Origin of the sequence: Collinsella sp. CM84Y_54 (assembly GCF_036317945.1) — a bacterium.
Taxonomy (GTDB): Bacteria; Actinomycetota; Coriobacteriia; order Coriobacteriales; family Coriobacteriaceae; genus Collinsella.
In genome coordinates, this window is the sequence record NZ_JAWQCX010000005.1 from 44,857 (window position 1) to 62,567 (window position 17,711).

Below are 17,711 nucleotides of genomic sequence, written 5' to 3' on the forward strand. Positions count from 1 at the left end.
CCAAAAAGGGACAGGTTTATTTTGGTAGGTTTTATCTGGGGAAATGTCAGCGATAACGGCGTTCCACCACGATGGGTACAGGCACCTTTGTGGTGGTTTTGACCACGGCAGAACTATTAGAGTCCGGCAGGCCAGCGACAGGCGCCCAGATCGACGTGCATGGGATTGGTAAACGTCACGCCCTCCCCCATTAAGAGCTCACGCTGAGCATCGGGGCCGCCAAAGGCAAAGCCCTCGCAGATACGACCGTCGGCAAACACCACGCGATGACAGGGAATTTCGCCAGGGCGTGGGTTGCTATGCAGCGCATAGCCCACATAGCGCGCGCTCCGCGGACGACCGGCGAGCAGCGCCACCTGGCCATACGTGGCGACCATCCCCTCGGGAATCTGCTCGACCACCTCGTACACCCGCTCAAAAAAGCCCTCAGACGCCATTGCTCGCTCCCTTCCATCCGGAAAAGCATAAACCACCACAAAGGTGCCTGTCCCCTTTGTGGTGGTTTATGGCAAGTCGGTTAGTTGGCGGGTTGGAAGAAGGCTACGGCTACGGCACCGGGGCCTACGTGGGTGCCGATGGTGGCGCCGATGGTGTGAACGGGCAGTTCGCCCTCGGCATGGCCAGCCCACAGCGCCGCGCTGTCCTCGATATACTTCTTGAGCACCGCATCCGAAAGACCCGTATAGCCGAGCGCCAGCGGCATGGAGAAGTCGACGCCGCCCGCCTGCTCGACCTTCTGGTTCAACAGGTTTCGACCGTTTTTGGAACCGCGCGCCTTGCCCAGCTGCACGATGAGGCCGTCCTCGGCGGCCACGACCGGCTTCACGTTGAGCAGCGTACCCACGGCGCCGGCCGCAGCAGACAGACGACCGCCACGCACCAGATACTCCAGCGTCTCGAGCAGGCCGATAACCACCACGCGGTCGCGCACGGCCTCGACAGCCGCCGCGATCTGGGCCGCACTACGGCCCTCATCCACCAGGCGCAGCGCATACTCGACCAGCACGCGCTCTCCCAAGGTCACGTTATTGCTGTCCACGACGAACACGTCGCCGCCCGGCGCCTCGGCAAGTGCGGTACGGGCGCTCTGATTGGTGCCCGAAAGCTTGGCGCCCACGGTAATAATCACGGCCTCGTCGCCGGCCTCACGCGCCTCGGCAATCGCCTGCGAAAACGCGTACGGGTTGACCTGGCCGGTCTTGGGCAGCTCATCGCGCTCCACGAGCATCTCGTAAAAGCGCTGGTGATCGATGTCGACGCCATCCATGTACACATCGGTGCCAAAGGTGACGGACAGCGGCAGAACACGCAGAGCGGGGTGCTCCGCCGGCGACATATCGCTTGCGGAATCGGTAATAATGCGGACGGACATAACAAATCCTTTCTTGCGCAGGTCTCGCGCGGGGAATTTAGACAGCATTGCCCCGGCACGGTATACGCGCTCAAACGGGACTATGCAGTTGTTAATGGGAAGCAAATGCCTTGGCGGCCTTAGATCTCGCGCAGGGTGTTGAGAATCGTACGCAGCGACGCATACATCTGCTCGCGCTGCTCCACGCCCATGGCCTTACCGGTGGTGTCGAGCACGTCGTGGATGATACGGTCGGCCTCGTTCATGCTCTCGCCACCCAGCGTGGTCAGGCGAACCGGTGCGCGGTACTTGACGGCAGCATCGCCCGAGTCATCAACCTCGACAAAGCCGCCCTCCTCCAGGTGCGTCAGCGTGCGCGAAACGGCAGCGCGCGTCACGCCGGCCACGCGAGCCAGATCGGCGCCGGTCATGCCGTCCTTGCTGCGCTCCAGGTAGTACAGGCACATAACGTCGGAGCCCTTGAGGCCCAGCCTTGCGCCCTCGGACGTCTTGATACGCTGAATCTCCTTGTACAGCCCGCTAATCAGTCCGACAAAATCCTCAAAACGTGTCTCGTCGTTCTGCTGCATGGGAGACGACCGCCTTTCGCTTGCATGATGCTAACGGGTAAACATCTTAGCCGTACTCAGCGACTGCCGCCTCCACGCGACCCAATTGTTAACCCATCAACATAAAAACCACCACAAAGGGGACAGGCACCTTTGTGGTGGTCTGGGGCATCAATAGGTTCTAGGCGCCGCTACAGCTCCACGCAGGGATTGTCGCGGGTCACAAGCGTCTTAACGACAACCGTCGCTCCCAGATAGCGCTCGAGCAGCTCGGCCAAGCGATCGATGGCGGCCTGGCAATCCCCCATCCGCTCGGGCTCCACGCACTCAATCGCCAGAAATGCGTCCGCCGAATCGTCGGACAGCGCCGTGCGAACGCCATCGCGCCAGTTCCAGCAACGGCACACGGCGCCCGCATCATCGATATAAGCAAGCTCACCGGGCAGCGTCGGATCATCCGCTTCCTCGCCGAGCGGCAAGAACGCATCGCCACCATCGGTCACCTTCAAGCGAAGATCTCCCTCAATCGCATGCAGGTCCTCACCTCCCACGGGCAGCGCGTAGGTCAGCGACACCGTGTTATAGATGTCCACCGCGGGCGTAATGTGGCCCACCGGCTTGCCGTTGAGCACGCGTTTGAGCAGGTTCTCGATTGAGCAACGCGCGCCTTTCTTGGTCTTGAACAGACGATAGGCCTCGCGCCATGCCTTGACCGGCGCGTTCTCGCTGATAGTATCGCTGGTCAGATGACGCTCAGCATCGATATTGGCACGGTCGAGCAGCGCCGCAATCGCGTCCACGTCCTCTTGAGGAATCTGAGACGCAGGCTTCATACCCTCCACGACCACAACACCGACCGCCGCCTGCGGAAACAGCTCCCAAAATGAATCCTCGGCAATAAAGCTCTTCATACATGCTCCCTTCACGATTCGCCCCACGCGAGCGCCTAAACAAAAAGCGCCCTTACAACGGCCACCTTCAAAGTCCTACGGTGCCGTCACAAGAGCGCTTGCGCTGTCCCCATCCGGAGAAGGGGACGATATGTCAGGCATATTGTAACCCGAGTCATCCGCGCGAGCAAAACCACCATAAAGGTGCCTGGCCCCTTTATGGTGGTTTTGGGTCTGAGGCGACGCTAGTGGCGAAGTCCCAGCAGCCCGCGACCGCGATGACGGGCGTCGGCGGGCACATGAGCGTGCGGGCCGGCGGCCTTGACGGACTCGGGCAGGTGCGAGTACTTCTTCTCGAAGTTCTCCTCGAACATCACCGCCAGGTTGTGCGCTGCCTCGTCGTAGCGCGCGGTGCTCTGCCAGTACTGGCGCGGCACCAGGATGCCGTCGGGCACACCGTGGCACGTAGTGGGAATGTCGACATTAAAGATATCGTCGTGCACGAACTCGCTGTCCTCGATGGTACCGTCGAGGGCGCGGGCCACCAGGGCGCGCGTGTAGGCAAGCTCGATACGATGGCCCACGCCGTAGCCGCCACCGATCCAGCCGGTATTGACCAGGTACACGCGCGTGCGACCGTCGGCGATACGCTCGCCGAGCATCTTGGCATAGACCATGGGGTCGAGTGGCATAAACGGCTCGCCAAACAGCGAGGAGAACGTGGGCGTGGGCTCGGTGACGCCGACCTCGGTGCCGGGAATCTTGGCGGTGAAGCCCGTCACAAAGTGATACATGGCGGCATCGGCCGTCAGGCGTGAGATGGGCGGCAGCACGCCAAAGGCATCGCAGGTCAAAAACAGCACGACGCTCGGGGTGGTGCCCATGCCCTTGGTCCACGCGTTGGGGATATGCTCGACGGGATAAGCCACGCGCGTATTGTGCGTAATCGAGACGTCATCATAGTTAGGCTTGCGGTTCTCATCGAGCACCACGTTTTCGCAGATGGCTCCAAAGCGAACGGCGTTGAAGATCTCGGGCTCGTGGAACGCGTCCAAGCCCTCGCACTTGGCGTAGCAGCCGCCCTCGACGTTAAAGATGCCCATGTCGGACCAGCCGTGCTCGTCATCTCCGATCAGCAGACGCGTGGGGTTGGCCGAAAGCGTGGTCTTGCCCGTGCCCGAAAGGCCAAAGAACACGGCCGTCTCGTGCGTGACGGGATCCATGCTGGCCGAGCAGTGCATGGGCAGTACATCGTCCTCGACGGGCAGCAGGTAATTCATGACGCTGAAGATGGACTTTTTGATTTCGCCGGAGTAACCGGTGCCGGCAACCAGAATCACGCGCTCCTGGAAGTTGATGACCACGGCAGCGCTGGAATTGAGGCCCTTGATGGCGGGGTCGCACTGATAACCGGGTGCGGCAAGGACGCAGAAGTCCGGCTCACCGGTGCGCGCAATTTCGCGAGCGAGCGGACGGGCGAGCATTTGCTTAATAAAGAGCGCCTGGCTGGCACGCTCGCAGGCGACGAGCAGGCGACGCGTGTGGTTGCGGTCGGCGCCCGCCATGCCGCGCGTGACGAACACGTCGCGCTCGTTGAGGTAGTCAACAATACCGGCTTTGATGACCTCGTAGCTCTCGATCGAAAGCGGGCGGTTGACGGCGCCCCAGGCAATCTTGTCGTGCACGTCGGGCGTGTCGGCGATAAAGCGGTCGTTGGGCGAACGTCCGGTACGCTCCCCCGTCTCGATCACCAGCGCGCCGTTGGAGGCCATGCGGCCTTCGTTGCGGCGGATGGCATACTCGACAAGCTCGGCTGCCGGCAGGTCAACCAGCAGGCGGGGCTGGTTCTCGGCGGGGTCTTCGACCAGCGTAATGCCAAAGTTGGACAGAACTTCTGCAGGGGTAACACCAGGCATGGGGCCTCCTTTAAAAGCGCGGCACGTGGACGCGGCGCGCACTTTACTCACGTAAAGCCCGTTGTACCCGATATGCAAAAACGTTTTTGCGGCAACGACGAAGCGCCCGCCCAACGGTCAAAAATCGCAGGCAAGCGGCCTAGTCATTGGGGGCGTTCTTAAACGACTAGTCGTTGGGGACACTCTTGAACAGGCAACAGTCAAAGAGTGCCCCCAGATGCCGGCACTTGGGGACGTTCCCAAAGTGCCGGCACATAAGGAACGTCCCTAAGTACCGGCTACAGTGGCAGGCCTTGGCCGAGCATGGCGATGGCGCTCATGAGGACCAGCATGCCGACGGCGTAGGGCAGCGCTGCACCCAGGAGTTCGGCGTCCTTACCGCGCACGTGCACGGCGGCAAGGCCAATCGCGAGCGTTTGCGGCGAGATCATCTTGCCGGCGGCGACACCCAGGGCGTTCAGCGCGACCATCCAGTAGTCGCTCACGCCCAGCGCCGAAGCGGCCTGGCTCTGGATGGGGCCAAACAGCATGCCCGAGGACGTGCCCGAACCGGTCACGAACGCACCGACGGCACCGATCCACGGAGCCAGAATCGGGTACAGGCCACCTGCGACCGCAATGCAGAACGCGCTGATCGAAGAGATCATGCCTGCATAGCCCATCACCTTGGCGCAGCCCAGCACCGAAAGCATCGTGATTACCGTCGGCATCATCTGCTTGACGGTCGCGGCCAGCACCTCGCCCATCATGCGCGGCGAAGCGCCCTGAATGGCGCCGCCGACAAACGCAGCCATGAAAATCCAAACACCCGGCGTGTTGATCCACGAAAACGTAAGCGTGCCGGGGTTCTCGCCGCAATACACCTGCACGTGACTCGCAAAGGGCGCAAGCGCGGCATGCACGGCGGGCACCAGGTTGGACGTACCCAACAGCAGTACAAAAATCAGGATGAAACACGACCAGGCAGAAAGCGCCGACTTAGCGGTGAGCTGCTCACCGGCCTCGATATTCATGTGAAAGCGCGCGTCCAGGTGACCGAACTTCTCGGCGCGCATGGCAAGCGCGGCGGTCAGCGCGAGCGACACGATGGAGCCCACGACCACGGCAAGCTCGGGGCCCACAAACATAGCGACGACCAGGGCAGCGCCGACAAAGGACGCGCCAGAGAGCAGCGCGATACCGGCCACGCCGTGCAGGCGCTCGCCTACGCTCGCAACATCGCCTTGATCGTCGGCCACGCGGCCCGCAACCAACACGATGAGCAGCGGCATCACCACAAAGAACGGTGCGAGCTGCACCAGCTGAACGGTCGCCAGGTGCAGGGAATCCAGACCCACCAGGTCGGCAACGGACACCGTGGGGATGCCGATGGAGCCGTAGGGCGTGGGCACGCCGTTGGCCAGCAGGCAGATCAGCACGGCAGGCACGGCCTCAAAACCAAGGCCCGCGAGCATGCCGGCGGGAATGGCGACAGCGGTACCAAAGCCAGCCATGCCCTCCATAAAGCCGCCGAAGCACCAGGCCACGAGCAGCGCCAGCAGACGACGATCGCTGCTGATGGAGGTGATCATACTGCCGATCACGTCCATGGCACCCGTGCGCACGCACAGGTTATACGTGAACACCGCGGCAATAATTACGAGCACGATGGGCCACAGCGCCATCAAAAAGCCCTCGAGCGAGGCCGTGGCTATCTGCGCCACCGGCAAATGCCACCACGCAAAGGCGAGCACGCACGAAAGAACAAACGAACCAATGGCGGCTTTCCAGGCCGGCCATTTAAAGCACAGCAGCATCACGACAAGCCAGATGATAGGCACAAGAGCCAGCAAAAATGCGGCGACGTCCATGGGTAAAAGCTCCTTGGTACCGCGAGGGCGGCATCGGGGGTGTCATAAAACTTGAACAGGATACCGCACGCTTACCGACAATTTTCTGCCGCCTGCCGAAATATTGAACAATCCGTTCAAAAACACGAGCAAACACCACCGCGACTATACTAGAGCACAGTAAGAGAAAGGAACCGCCTTGAGCATCACGCCCCTCGATAGCATCCGCCGCGCCATCGCCCGCCGCAATGGCGTCGCCGACCCCGCCGCAGCGAGCGGCGGCACCGCAAAGGCCCAAGGCGGACGCATCGAGAACGGCCTCTTCCCCGCATCGCATACCGCCGAGGAGCTCGCACGAATCCAAGAGCTAAGCCAGCGTAACGCCGGCGGTCCCGACAGCAACCAGGCCACACGCCGTCGCCGCGAGCGCGATCGCCAGCCCGGCCCCATCCACCGCATGGTCAATGCCTGGTGGAACCGCCTGCTCGGAGCCGTCTACGGCGGCGGCTTCTCCACGCAAGAAGCCGAGTACGAAGATCATGCCACCCGTCGCGACTACCTTTGGAATACCCTGGGCACCGCCGTATGGGGCATGGCGTTTCCTCTGCTCACCATCGTGTCCACGCAGCTCGTGGGCGCCGAGGAAGCCGGCAAGTTCTCCATTGCGTTTGTCACCGGCACGCTCATCATGATCGCGTGCAACTACGGCGTGCGCAATTTTCAGGTCTCGGATATCGACGAGAAGACGTCCTTTGCCTCCTACCAGCTCAATCGCTGGCTTTGCGGAGCGATCGCGCTGGCCTGCGGCCTTGCATACAGCAGCGCCCGCGGCTACGACGCGCACATGGCGACGATCGGCCTGGGCGTCTACCTGTATAAGGTGATCGACGGCGTCGCCGACGTATACGAGGGCCGCCTGCAGCAGGCCGATAAACTCTACCTGGCCGGCATGAGCCAAACGCTACGCTCCGTCGGCGTCATCGCGGTCTTTAGCGTGGCGCTGTTCCTTACGCGCAGCATGCCCATCGCGGCGATGGCCATGGGTGTCACCGCTATCGCCTCGCTCATGCTGGTCACCGCGCCGCTCGCTCTGCTCGAGACCGAAAAATCGCGCCACGTGAGTCTGCGCGAGGTCGGCCACCTGTTTGTCCAGTGCGCCCCGCTCTTTGGCGCGCTCTTTTTATTCAACCTTATCGAGAGCATGCCCAAGTTTGTGATGGAAGGCACGCTGGCCTACAAATACCAGCTGTACTTTAATGCCCTGTTCTTTCCAGCGCAGGCTATTTTGCTGAGCATCGGATTTGTCTATAAACCGCAGCTCCTGCGTCTGTCGAGCATTTGGGCGAACCCGCGCAAACGCCGCCGTTTTGACTTGATTATTATTGCCGTTATGGCACTAATCGTGGCCATCACCGGCGTGTGCGCCGCATTTATGGCCGGTCCCGGCATTCCCCTCATGAGCTTTATGTACGGCCTCAACTTTGAGCGCTACCGCACATTGGCGCTGCTGATGGTCGTCGCCGGCGGTGTAACCGCGGCCATCGACTTTATCTATGCCATCATCACGGTGCTGCGCCACGCTGGAGACGTCACCAAGATCTACCTAATCTGCTTTGCCGTGAGCGTAGTGCTCCCGGTGATCCTGATCAACCTGCTTGGCCTGATGGGTGCCGTCGTAAGCTACCTGGCTATCATGGCCCTACTGCTGGTGCTGTTGATTGTCGAATACGCCCACATCCGCCAGCGCATAGAACGAGCCCGCAACCCGTACGGCGCCTAATTAGCTGCCCCCGGTCACCGGAATTTGCGATGGAATCACCCCGGCCGGGGTCTCGTTGCGGACAATATGCATCACGCAAACCTAAGTGAGTAGACTTTTACCGAATCCCCGATCACACCGACAAAGCACAAGTCTGTGACCTGCGGTTTTATTGAGGCAAATATGTTGAGTGCTCGGCATTTCCAAAAAAGTCTACTCACTTAGCCAGCGGGCGGCCAAATGATTATTTAATCCCCGTCCCAGAAAAATCAATTAGCGGGCAGAAGGGCAAAAGTAGTCAAAAAGGCCCCGTCCCAAATTAGCTACCCTTTGCAGCGATTATTCGCCCGGGTTGATGTTCGCATAAAACTCCGCCCCGTCATCCAGACGCAGGATCCCGACGCGGCCGAACTCGGAACCGGTGGCCGCCGCGCAGTCGATATCGATGCGATCGGGCACACCGGCGGTATCCTCGCCACCCAAGCGCACCATTTGCCCGCGGCCCGACTCCTCATCGAGCCCTGCCAGGCCGCCAACCTCGCAATAGCGCCCCAGCGACACCGTGGGCGTGTGGCCGCTCACCACGACCGGACCCTTGCCCTCGGCAGAAAGCAGCCCCGTCGGGGCATCCCAATAGCCATGGCGAATCCAGAGCAAGTCATCGGACGACTGCACGGCGAGCATTTGCTGCAGCAGCTCGCGATCGGCATCGACCGCCCCCCTGCCGTCGCCGCAATCGACGCCATGCTCAAGCAAAAACGCGCGCGCCGCCTCGGTCTGAATACCGGCGTGCACCAGCAGGTACGGCCGCTCGACAGTCTCTGTCACCGCATAGAGCGGCAGGGCAGCAGCCCAACGCACTAGCTCCTCGTATGCCTCAAACTCCATTTCGTTGAGCTGCTGGCGCGTGGTCCAACCGCCGTTGATATCCCAGGTCTCGGCATCGAGCGGGTCCTGGCCAATGATCGCGTCGAGCATAATCTGCTCGTGGTTGCCCTTAAGCACGCGAGCGTTGGGCAGCGACCGCACCAAGTTGATGACACCGACCGGATCGGGACCGCGGTCGATCATGTCGCCCAGCACATATAGCGTGTCGTCGGACGTCAGCGAGATCTTGGAAAGGGCCTCGTCCAGTGCGTGCACGTGCCCGTGAGCATCAGATGTCACATAGATCGCCATGGAACGCCTTTCCCTGCATTACGGCCGAAGCCCGATGCCACGACTAAAACTTCAAGTTGAACTTAAACGTTACCCATTGTACTCCGTTGCAATAGCGGTGGAAAGTGCCACCACAGCCAACGGCCACAAGCGGCCGCCCGCACGCTCCGGAAATACCGCGCCATCATCATCAACGCTCCACCCAGCACCACCCCCCCCGCCCCGGCCTCGTGTCGATAATGCGAACGCCCGCGGCTCGGCCCCATAAACCCACCATCTTTGGGTACAAATAACCGCAGACAACTGACCGTGCCACGCCAACCACCCAGGAGCGGACACTACCCATGAACCAGATACTTCTCTTTATCGGCCTCGTCATCATTTTGTGTCTGACCATCAAACCCGTCGGCAAAAAGCTCCCCTTCCCTACCCTGCTCATCTTTATCGCGCTCGGCATGCTGCTGGGCGTCAACGGGCCGGCGCACATCGACTTTAGCGACTACGCGCTTACCGAAACCGTCTGCAGTACGGCGCTGCTGTTCATCATGTTCTACGGCGGCTTTAACACCAACATCGACCGCGCCAAGCCCGTCGCCGCGCCCGCGGTACTGCTGAGCACGCTCGGCGTTATCGCCACCGCCGGCATCACGGGCGCCTTTGCGCATTTTGCACTAGGCTTCGACTGGATCGGCGGCCTGCTGCTGGGCTCGGTCGTGGCGTCGACCGATGCGGCGAGCGTCTTTAGCGTGCTGCGCGAGCACAACCTTTCGCTAAAGGGCGCGACTGACTCGCTGCTCGAGGTCGAATCGGGCTCCAACGACCCCGTCGCCTACATGCTTACCGCGGTGCTCGCGACCCTCGCGGCGGGCGGCGACATCGACATTCCCGTGCTGTTGGCCAAGCAGATCATCCTGGGCGTGGGACTGGGCCTTGCCATCGGCTGGACATCCAGCCGCCTAATTGAACGCGCGCACGCAACGGCCGAGGGCGCGCAGACCATCTTTTTGTTCGCCGTGGCAATCGTTGCCTACGCGCTGCCGAGCTACCTGGGCGGCAACGGCTTTTTGGCCGTATACCTGGCAGGCATTGTGCTGGGTGCAAGCGACATCACCGGCAAGGTCGAGATGGCGCACTTCTTTGATACCCTCACCGAAATGGCCGAGATGACTATCTTCTTCTTGCTCGGTCTGCTCGTGACGCCCGCACGCCTGCCGCAAATGCTGCTACCGGGCCTGGCACTCATGGCGTTTATGCTCTTTGTGAGCCGCCCCATCGCCGTGGGCCTGCTGTTGGCGCCCTTTAAGACTAACCCTCGCCAGGTTGCGCTCGTAAGCTGGGCGGGTCTGCGCGGTGCCGCTTCGGTCGTGTTTAGCCTCTTTGCCGTGGTGGTCGGTGTTCCCGGTGGTCACGACCTGTTTGACCTGGTGTTTGTGATCGCCGTGTCGAGCATTGTGGTGCAGGGCTCGCTGCTGCCGGCGGTGGCGAAGAAACTCGATATGATCGACGCGGAAGGCGACGTGCGCCGCACGTTTAACGACTACCGCGACGAGGACGGCATGTCTTTCGTTAAGCTCAAGGTGGGTGTAGGGCATCCGTTTGCGGGGCGCTCGCTCGCGGACATTGGCAGTGCGACGGACATGCTCGTAGTCCTGGTGCTGCGCGACGGCGCGCACCCGGTGCTGCCCAACGGCGATACCGTGATCGAAGAAGGCGACCTTCTGGTTATGGCCGCGCCGACGTTTGAAGAGCGTGCCGAGGTTACGCTGCGCGAGGTCACCGTGACACCCCACGGTCGCCTGGCAGGACTGCGCCTGCGCGATGTGCCACAAGGCAAGCACCCCTTTATCGTCGTGATGCTCAAGCGCGACGGCCAAACCATCATCCCCGACGGCAACACCCTCATATACGCCGGCGACGAAGCCGTCATCGCCACGCTGGCGTCGTAGCCATCCCCACCCATAAGTTGCGGTGAAATAGGGACTGAATAGGCCTTCTAGCAGCCCAAACAGTCCCCATTTCACCGCATCTTATTGAAGGGATGGGGTTGAAGTTCAATCGCGGCTACCATTCCTCGTCTGCGCCGTAGTCATCGTCCGCGTCACCATCGACGCCAAAGTCGCAGAGGTCGAGGCCTTCGCGTTCGGCTCGGGCTAGGAGCTCTTGGGGCGACTCGTCCTCGATATCCATCACGTCGAGCATGGCGGCCGGAAAACCCACGCCCGCCGCACTCCCCGCGCGGTCGAGCAGACTCTCGCGCAGTTGGTCTACATCAACTTCGATTTTCATGGTGAAACCCCCTACCGGCAATCGCGACCGAACAAACCGCATGCCCCAAATGAGGTGCAATAAATCCCAGATACCGCCATAATAAAACAATGAACATCAGGGAGGTTGCGGACGATGGATAGGCTCGATGCCATGACGGAACAAGTCAGAGACTTTTGTGATGCACGCGACTGGCGCAAGTATCACACGCCAAAAGAGCTCGCCATCGGCATGGCAACTGAGTCCTCCGAGCTCCTTCAGCTCTTTCGTTTTATGAGCGACGAGCGCATTGCAGAAATGTTCGAAGACACCGAGCAACGCCAAGCCATCGAAGACGAAGTCGCCGACACGCTCCTTTTCCTTCTGCGTTTCGCAGATTTAAATGAAATCGACCTGCCAGCGGCGCTTTCGTCCAAGCTCAAGCGCAATGGCGAGCGCTACCCCGTCGACGCATCATCTAATGAATACAGAAAGGCGGACCATCATGAGTAATGAGTTCGCCCTTCGGCAATACACGCTTCCCCTGCCCCAGCCCTTTGAGACAAGCGAATCTCTTCAGGACTTTGGCACGCCAAAGCCTGGAGCCCATCATGACGAGAGTTGGCCCGTCCTTTACATTCTCACCAACAGCAGAAACAAGACGGCATACATCGGCCAAACAACCAACTACCAGCGCCGTATGAAACAACACGCTGCAAACGTGGACAAGGACTTCGACCGGACCCTTCTGATCGACAATCCCACCTTCAACCAATCCGCAACGTTCGAGTTCGAGAATCGACTTATTGAGCTGTTCTGTGCCGACGAAAAATACCAGGTCACCAATGCCAACAACGGCTATGCCCAATTCGATTATTTTGAGCGGCCTCAGTATCGCCAGAGGTTCCGAGACCTCTGGACAAAGCTTCGCGAAGAAAACTACGCGATTCATCCGATTGAAGAGCTCGAGAACTCCGATCTGTTCAAGTTCTCGCCTTTCAAGACGCTTACGCCCGACCAATACGAAACGATCGAGACGATTTATAAACGTCTCGAACAGGAGCATGAAGACGCAAAACATGGCGGCTCAAAAAGAGAACGTATAACCGTCGTGAATGGCGCGCCGGGAACAGGTAAAACAATCCTCGCCATCAGTCTCATGTTCAAAATCAAAAATGAGCCGAACCTTTCCGGTCTGCGGGTCGGTTTTGTCACCCCCATGGATTCCCTGAAGAAGACCCTCAGGAAACTCACGCACTTCCTTCCAGTGCTAAAGCCTGGCGATATCTTGAGCCCCAGTGACGTAACCAAAAATGATCGTTATGACATCCTACTTGTCGATGAAGCACATCGACTGGGTAATTATCTAAGCATGGGCTCCGGCATCAAGGCCTTCTATAGCACCTGCGATCGTCTCGGCCTTCCGCATACGAGCAACCAAGTTGACTGGATATTCAAATGCTGCGACAAGGCATATCTGTTTTATGACCCCAAGCAGCAAGTCAGGGCATCCGGCCTCAATCGAGACGGTCTTGAGCAACGACTCAACCAACTCGAAGAAGCAGGAATCGAGACCGAAGAATTCAACTTGAGCACCCAAATGCGTGTGCGTGGCGGCGATGAGTACCTCGATTTTGTCTACGACCTGCTTGATAACAAAGCGTACATGCATGCCGGCATGAAGTTTGATGAGCTCTTTGCCTCTCGGCCTTACGACTCGCAAGCCGGCGATCCTGACAGTGATATCCCCAGGTACCAGTTTGGCATCGTCGACCGATTTGAGGATTTCTGTTCTCTGCAGCAAGCCAAGGAAGAAGAAGTTGGTCTATCCCGCATGACGGCAGGTTTTGCGTGGAAGTGGGAAACGAAGAATAACAAAGACGCGTTCGATATCGTCATTGAGGGCATCCCTAAACGTTGGAACTCGAGTCAAAAGGATTGGGTTAACTCCCCCAACGCCGTCAACGAAGTCGGATGTATCCACACAGTGCAGGGCTACGACCTCAATTACGGATTCGTAATTCTGGGTCCCGACATTTACTACGACAACGACAAAGGGGGCGTCTGCGTTAACAAGGCAAACTTCAAAGATACCGTCGCAAAGAAAAAGGCAAGCGACGACGACCTACGAAAGATTATCGTCAACGCCCACTACGTTCTCATGACGCGCGGCATGCTGGGAACGTTTCTTTATGTATGCGACCCAGCGCTCAAGGAGTATTTGTCACGGTATATCCCGGTGATATAGACCTAACGACCGCCCTCCCCCATGTAACCATCCTGTAAATCATAGCGGCGCACTCGAGTTTTACCGTGATGCGGTCGCGCCCGGCGCTCCACTGTGCTAAAGTATCCCGAACGCTCAAACGACTACGAGGGGAACTAGAAGATGGCACGTGTGCACAACTTCTCAGCTGGCCCGGCCGCACTGCCCACAAGCGTGCTCGCCGAGATCGCCGACGAGATGATGGACTACCGCGGTTGCGGCATGTCCGTGCTCGAGATGAGCCATCGATCTAGCATGTACCAGCAGATCATCGACGACGCCGAGGCAACCCTGCGCCGCCTGCTGAGCATCCCCGACAACTACCGTGTCCTGTTTTTGCAGGGCGGCGCCACGCTGCAGTTTGCGGGCATCCCCATGAACCTCATGCGCCGCGGCCGCGCCGGCTACGTCGTGACCGGCAACTTTGCCAACAAGGCGTACAAGGAGGCCGCCAAGTACGGCGAGGCCGTGCTGCTCGCGAGCTCCGAGGACACCAATTTCGACCGCATCCCAGACATGGCCGACGTCAACGCGCGCATTGCCGCCGAGGCCGCGGGCGACGGGCTCGACTACGTCTACATCTGCCAGAACAACACTATCTTTGGCACCATGTACCACGAGCTGCCCAACTGCGGCGATGTGCCGATGGTCGCCGATGTCTCGAGCTGCTTTTTGTCACAGCCGCTCGACGTTGAGCGCTACGGGCTCATTTACGCCGGCGCGCAGAAAAACGCCGGCGCCGCAGGCGTGACCGTGGTCATCGTGCGCGACGACCTTATCGCCGAAAGCCCCGCCTTTGCGCAGACGCCGCAGTACCTGGACCTCAAGACCCAGGTCGCCAAGGGCTCCATGCTCAACACGCCCAACACCTTTGGCATCTACGTGTGCGGCAAGGTGTTCCGTTGGGTTGAGCAGACCGGCGGACTTGCCGCCATGGCCGAGCGCAACTGGGCCAAGGCCAACCTGCTCTACGACCTGCTCGAGCACAGCGAGCTGTTCCATGGCACAACGCAGGCCGACAGCCGCTCCATCGCCAACGTCACCTTCCGCACCGGCGACGCCGAGCTCGATGCGGCCTTTGTTGCAGGCGCGGCCGAGCACCAGATTCAAAACGTCAAGGGCCATCGCCTCGTCGGCGGCATGCGCGCAAGCGTGTACAACGCCGTCACCATGGAGGACGTGCAAGCGCTGGCCACGTACATGAAGGACTTCGAAGCGCAGCATAGTTTGAGTCCGCGATCTAACTAGCCCGCAACACGCGGGCCGACCAGCCACTTCAAACCACCTGTTTTAAACAAACCTGCTAAGGAGTTTTTCATGCGTAAGATTAAGACCATCGACGACATTACCAAGGACGGCAAGGTCGAGTTTGGCGAGGGCTACGAGTTTGTGGGCACCGCCGAGGAGGCCGATGCCGTCCTGATGCGCTCCACCGACCTGCACGGCTACGAGCTGCCCGAGGGCATCCGCGCCATCGCCCGCTGCGGCGCCGGCGTCAACAACATCCCCGTCGAGGAGTACGCCAAGAAGGGCGTCGTCGTCTTTAACTCCCCCGGTGCCAACAGCAACGCCGTCAAGGAGCTCGTCCTGGGCATGCTGGTGCTTTCGAGCCGCGGCGTGGTGCAGTCGATGAACTGGGTGCGCGACAACGCCGACGACCCCGAGATCCAGGTCGACGCCGAGAAGGCCAAGAAGGCCTTTGTGGGCCGCGAGCTCAAGGGCAAGCGCATCGGCGTTATCGGTCTGGGCAACGTGGGCTCCAAGGTCGCCAACGCCTGCGTCGATCTGGGCATGGACGTCTACGGCTACGATCCGTTCATTTCCGTCGAGCACGCGTGGGTGCTGAGCCGCGAGGTGCAGCGCGTGGGCACGCTCGAGGATCTGTGCCGCGGCTGCGACTACCTCACCGTGCACGTGCCCAGCAAGGCAGACACCATCGGCATGATCAGCACCGAGCAGATTAACCTGCTGGCGCCCGACGCCGTGCTCATCAACTACGCGCGCGAGACCATCATTGACGAGGACGCCGTCGACGCCGCCCTGCGCGAGGGCAAGCTCAGCTGGTTTAGCTGCGACTTCGCCACGCCCAAGACCGTCAAGATGCCCAATACGTTTATCACCACGCACTCGGGCGCCGGCACCGGCGAGGCCGAGGCCAACTGCGCCGACATGGCCATCAGCGAGCTCAAGGATTACCTGGAGAACGGCAACATAGCGCACAGCGTCAACTACCCCGCCTGCAGCATGGGCAAGGCGCGCGCCGCAAGCCGCATCGCCTGCCTGCACGCCAACGTGCCCAACATGATCGGCCAGATCACGGCGATCCTGGCCAAGGACAACGCCAACGTGCAGCGTATGACCAACGAGTCCGCCGGCGAGAACGCCTACACCATGTTCGACACCGACGAGCACCTGGACAGCAGCACCATCGAGGCGCTCAAGCAGATTCCGTCGATGTATCGCGTGCGCGTGATCAAGTAGCGTCGGCGCCAAGCCTGCCAGACAGACCACGAAGTCCATTCGCCCCCCGTTTTCACGAAACCGGGGGGCGAATTTCGTGCTCCCGGCGGCTTGAAAAGTGCTACCCAGAACAAGTTGTTTCGGATAATCGACAGTGAGGCCCTAGTCGCTAAGCACAGCTGCTTTTATCAGCAGCTTTATCAGGGGTTTTAGTAGGTAAAAATCGATCTCTATATGCCAAATTAAAGTTGACTGTCCATTTTCCGAAATAACTCGTTCTGGATAGCACTTTTCAAGCCATTTCCAAGGAGCAACTGAAGTTTTTTCGCAACCAAAACTCTAGCTCGCGCAATCGTTTTCCACCCGCGCCGCTACATTCCCGCCCAATCGATAAAAATCTCCTCACGAAGCCGCCGTTCGAGCTCCTGCTGCCGCGGCGTCTTGTCTTTCAGCGGCATATCGAGATAGGACATGATGAGTTCCATCACCACGCGGAAGGCATCGGAGTCGACTAGCTGACCATAGGTCATCAGAACGACAGGATATCCCATCGTCTGCAGGGCCGTCGTTCGATCGGAGTCCGAGATCTTGGATTCTATGGATCCGTGAATGGCTTTACCTTGACATTCAACCAGGCACTCCCGGCTGCCGTCCTTATTTGACAGCAGGATATCGGCGTAGCGCCTATCAAGCCCCGAAATCAGGCGGGCGCTGCGCGTCATGCGAATCTCGACGTTATTGGTGAGGTGCAGCCCTTCGCCGCCGCGCAGCCTCGAAAGGCCAAACAGCATCGAAGCCTGGACCTCGAGCGGCGATGCCACAATCCCCGTAATGCATTTCGCGGCACGTGTGAACGATTTAGCACCGCGGAGCCCCTGGATCTTATTGGCGAACTCCGTAAGTTCAGAGAGCTCGATCAAGGGGGGTCGTTTCCACAAGTCCGTTGGATTCCCCGAGGCATCCTTTACGTTTTCCCAGCCTAATCGTGCGTCGCCCCACCGGCCCCCATATGCCTGCTCAAGTGCCAACTTTACTTGAGGCGCAATCTTGCACACGGCAAAGGTGCCGCACATCTCATACATGCACATGATCAGACGCTCGTTTGAGACCGAGGAAGCAATGGTCAACAGCGTAAAGAGCGGGGACGCGACATCGAGGCCAAACTCTGTCTGCCGCACGGAGCCAAACGGCCTCTCCCCGTTCCAAACATGCCTGATAATGCGACCGCCTTTACGTCCACAGCTGCCCTGTGCCAACACGTGTAACGGG

The 17,711-nt window shown here is 59.9% G+C and carries 15 protein-coding genes; 6 read left to right on the forward strand and 9 right to left on the reverse strand.

All coding sequences use genetic code 11. From position 1 onward, the window contains the following. Positions 1 to 116: 116 nt before the first annotated feature. From V2391_RS08410 to V2391_RS08435, 6 genes are all read right to left on the reverse strand, one after another. Positions 117 to 437: an MGMT family protein gene (locus V2391_RS08410; RefSeq protein ID WP_329738963.1), complete on the reverse strand. Its 321-nt coding sequence runs from the start codon at positions 435 to 437 to the stop codon at positions 117 to 119. A gap of 80 nt (positions 438 to 517) precedes the next feature. Beyond that, complete coding sequence (locus V2391_RS08415; protein ID WP_271758558.1) at positions 518 to 1,372, reverse strand: DegV family protein; 855 nt, start codon at positions 1,370 to 1,372, stop codon at positions 518 to 520. A gap of 119 nt (positions 1,373 to 1,491) precedes the next feature. Beyond that, positions 1,492 to 1,941: a MarR family winged helix-turn-helix transcriptional regulator gene (locus V2391_RS08420; protein WP_329738964.1), complete on the reverse strand. Its 450-nt coding sequence runs from the start codon at positions 1,939 to 1,941 to the stop codon at positions 1,492 to 1,494. Positions 1,942 to 2,111: 170 nt separating this feature from the next. Next, positions 2,112 to 2,831, reverse strand: a complete 720-nt coding sequence (locus tag V2391_RS08425; RefSeq protein WP_329738965.1) for a B3/B4 domain-containing protein — start codon at positions 2,829 to 2,831, stop codon at positions 2,112 to 2,114. Positions 2,832 to 3,055: 224 nt separating this feature from the next. Beyond that, positions 3,056 to 4,726: a phosphoenolpyruvate carboxykinase (ATP) gene (gene pckA, locus V2391_RS08430; protein WP_329738966.1), complete on the reverse strand. Its 1,671-nt coding sequence runs from the start codon at positions 4,724 to 4,726 to the stop codon at positions 3,056 to 3,058. Between the two features lie 278 nt (positions 4,727 to 5,004). Then, a complete protein-coding gene (locus tag V2391_RS08435; protein WP_329738967.1) occupies positions 5,005 to 6,576 on the reverse strand; it encodes an L-lactate permease in 1,572 nt (523 codons plus the stop codon). Between the two features lie 178 nt (positions 6,577 to 6,754). Between V2391_RS08435 and V2391_RS08440 the strand changes: the two genes are divergently transcribed. Next, entirely contained in the window at positions 6,755 to 8,335 is a 1,581-nt protein-coding gene (locus V2391_RS08440; RefSeq protein ID WP_329738968.1) for a lipopolysaccharide biosynthesis protein, read from the forward strand. A gap of 318 nt (positions 8,336 to 8,653) precedes the next feature. Here V2391_RS08440 and V2391_RS08445 read toward each other — a convergent pair whose 3' ends face one another. Then, complete coding sequence (locus V2391_RS08445) at positions 8,654 to 9,493, reverse strand: metallophosphoesterase (RefSeq protein ID WP_329738969.1); 840 nt, start codon at positions 9,491 to 9,493, stop codon at positions 8,654 to 8,656. 323 nt (positions 9,494 to 9,816) lie between these two features. Here V2391_RS08445 and V2391_RS08450 point away from each other — a divergent pair, with 323 nt between their 5' ends. Then, entirely contained in the window at positions 9,817 to 11,418 is a 1,602-nt protein-coding gene (locus V2391_RS08450) for a potassium/proton antiporter (protein ID WP_329738970.1), read from the forward strand. A gap of 115 nt (positions 11,419 to 11,533) precedes the next feature. Here V2391_RS08450 and V2391_RS08455 read toward each other — a convergent pair whose 3' ends face one another. After that, positions 11,534 to 11,758, reverse strand: a complete 225-nt coding sequence (locus tag V2391_RS08455) for a hypothetical protein (protein ID WP_329738971.1) — start codon at positions 11,756 to 11,758, stop codon at positions 11,534 to 11,536. A gap of 114 nt (positions 11,759 to 11,872) precedes the next feature. Here V2391_RS08455 and V2391_RS08460 point away from each other — a divergent pair, with 114 nt between their 5' ends. The 4 genes from V2391_RS08460 to V2391_RS08475 all read left to right on the forward strand — a co-directional run bounded on the left by V2391_RS08460 (position 11,873) and on the right by V2391_RS08475 (position 16,463). After that, a complete protein-coding gene (locus tag V2391_RS08460; protein ID WP_195502689.1) occupies positions 11,873 to 12,229 on the forward strand; it encodes a nucleotide pyrophosphohydrolase in 357 nt (118 codons plus the stop codon). Then, a complete protein-coding gene (locus V2391_RS08465; protein ID WP_329738972.1) occupies positions 12,222 to 13,964 on the forward strand; it encodes a DNA/RNA helicase domain-containing protein in 1,743 nt (580 codons plus the stop codon). The genes V2391_RS08460 and V2391_RS08465 overlap by 8 nt, the downstream gene beginning before the upstream one ends. A 141-nt stretch (positions 13,965 to 14,105) precedes the next feature. Then, positions 14,106 to 15,230, forward strand: coding sequence for a 3-phosphoserine/phosphohydroxythreonine transaminase (gene serC, locus V2391_RS08470; protein ID WP_329738973.1), 1,125 nt, complete (start codon positions 14,106 to 14,108; stop codon positions 15,228 to 15,230). 69 nt (positions 15,231 to 15,299) lie between these two features. Continuing rightward, the gene (locus V2391_RS08475; RefSeq protein ID WP_329738974.1) at positions 15,300 to 16,463 is read left to right on the forward strand and encodes a phosphoglycerate dehydrogenase; all 1,164 of its coding nucleotides are present in this window, start codon (positions 15,300 to 15,302) and stop codon (positions 16,461 to 16,463) included. A gap of 350 nt (positions 16,464 to 16,813) precedes the next feature. Here V2391_RS08475 and V2391_RS08480 read toward each other — a convergent pair whose 3' ends face one another. Next, the gene (locus V2391_RS08480; RefSeq protein ID WP_329738975.1) at positions 16,814 to 17,362 is read right to left on the reverse strand and encodes a hypothetical protein; all 549 of its coding nucleotides are present in this window, start codon (positions 17,360 to 17,362) and stop codon (positions 16,814 to 16,816) included. Positions 17,363 to 17,711: the final 349 nt, after the last annotated feature.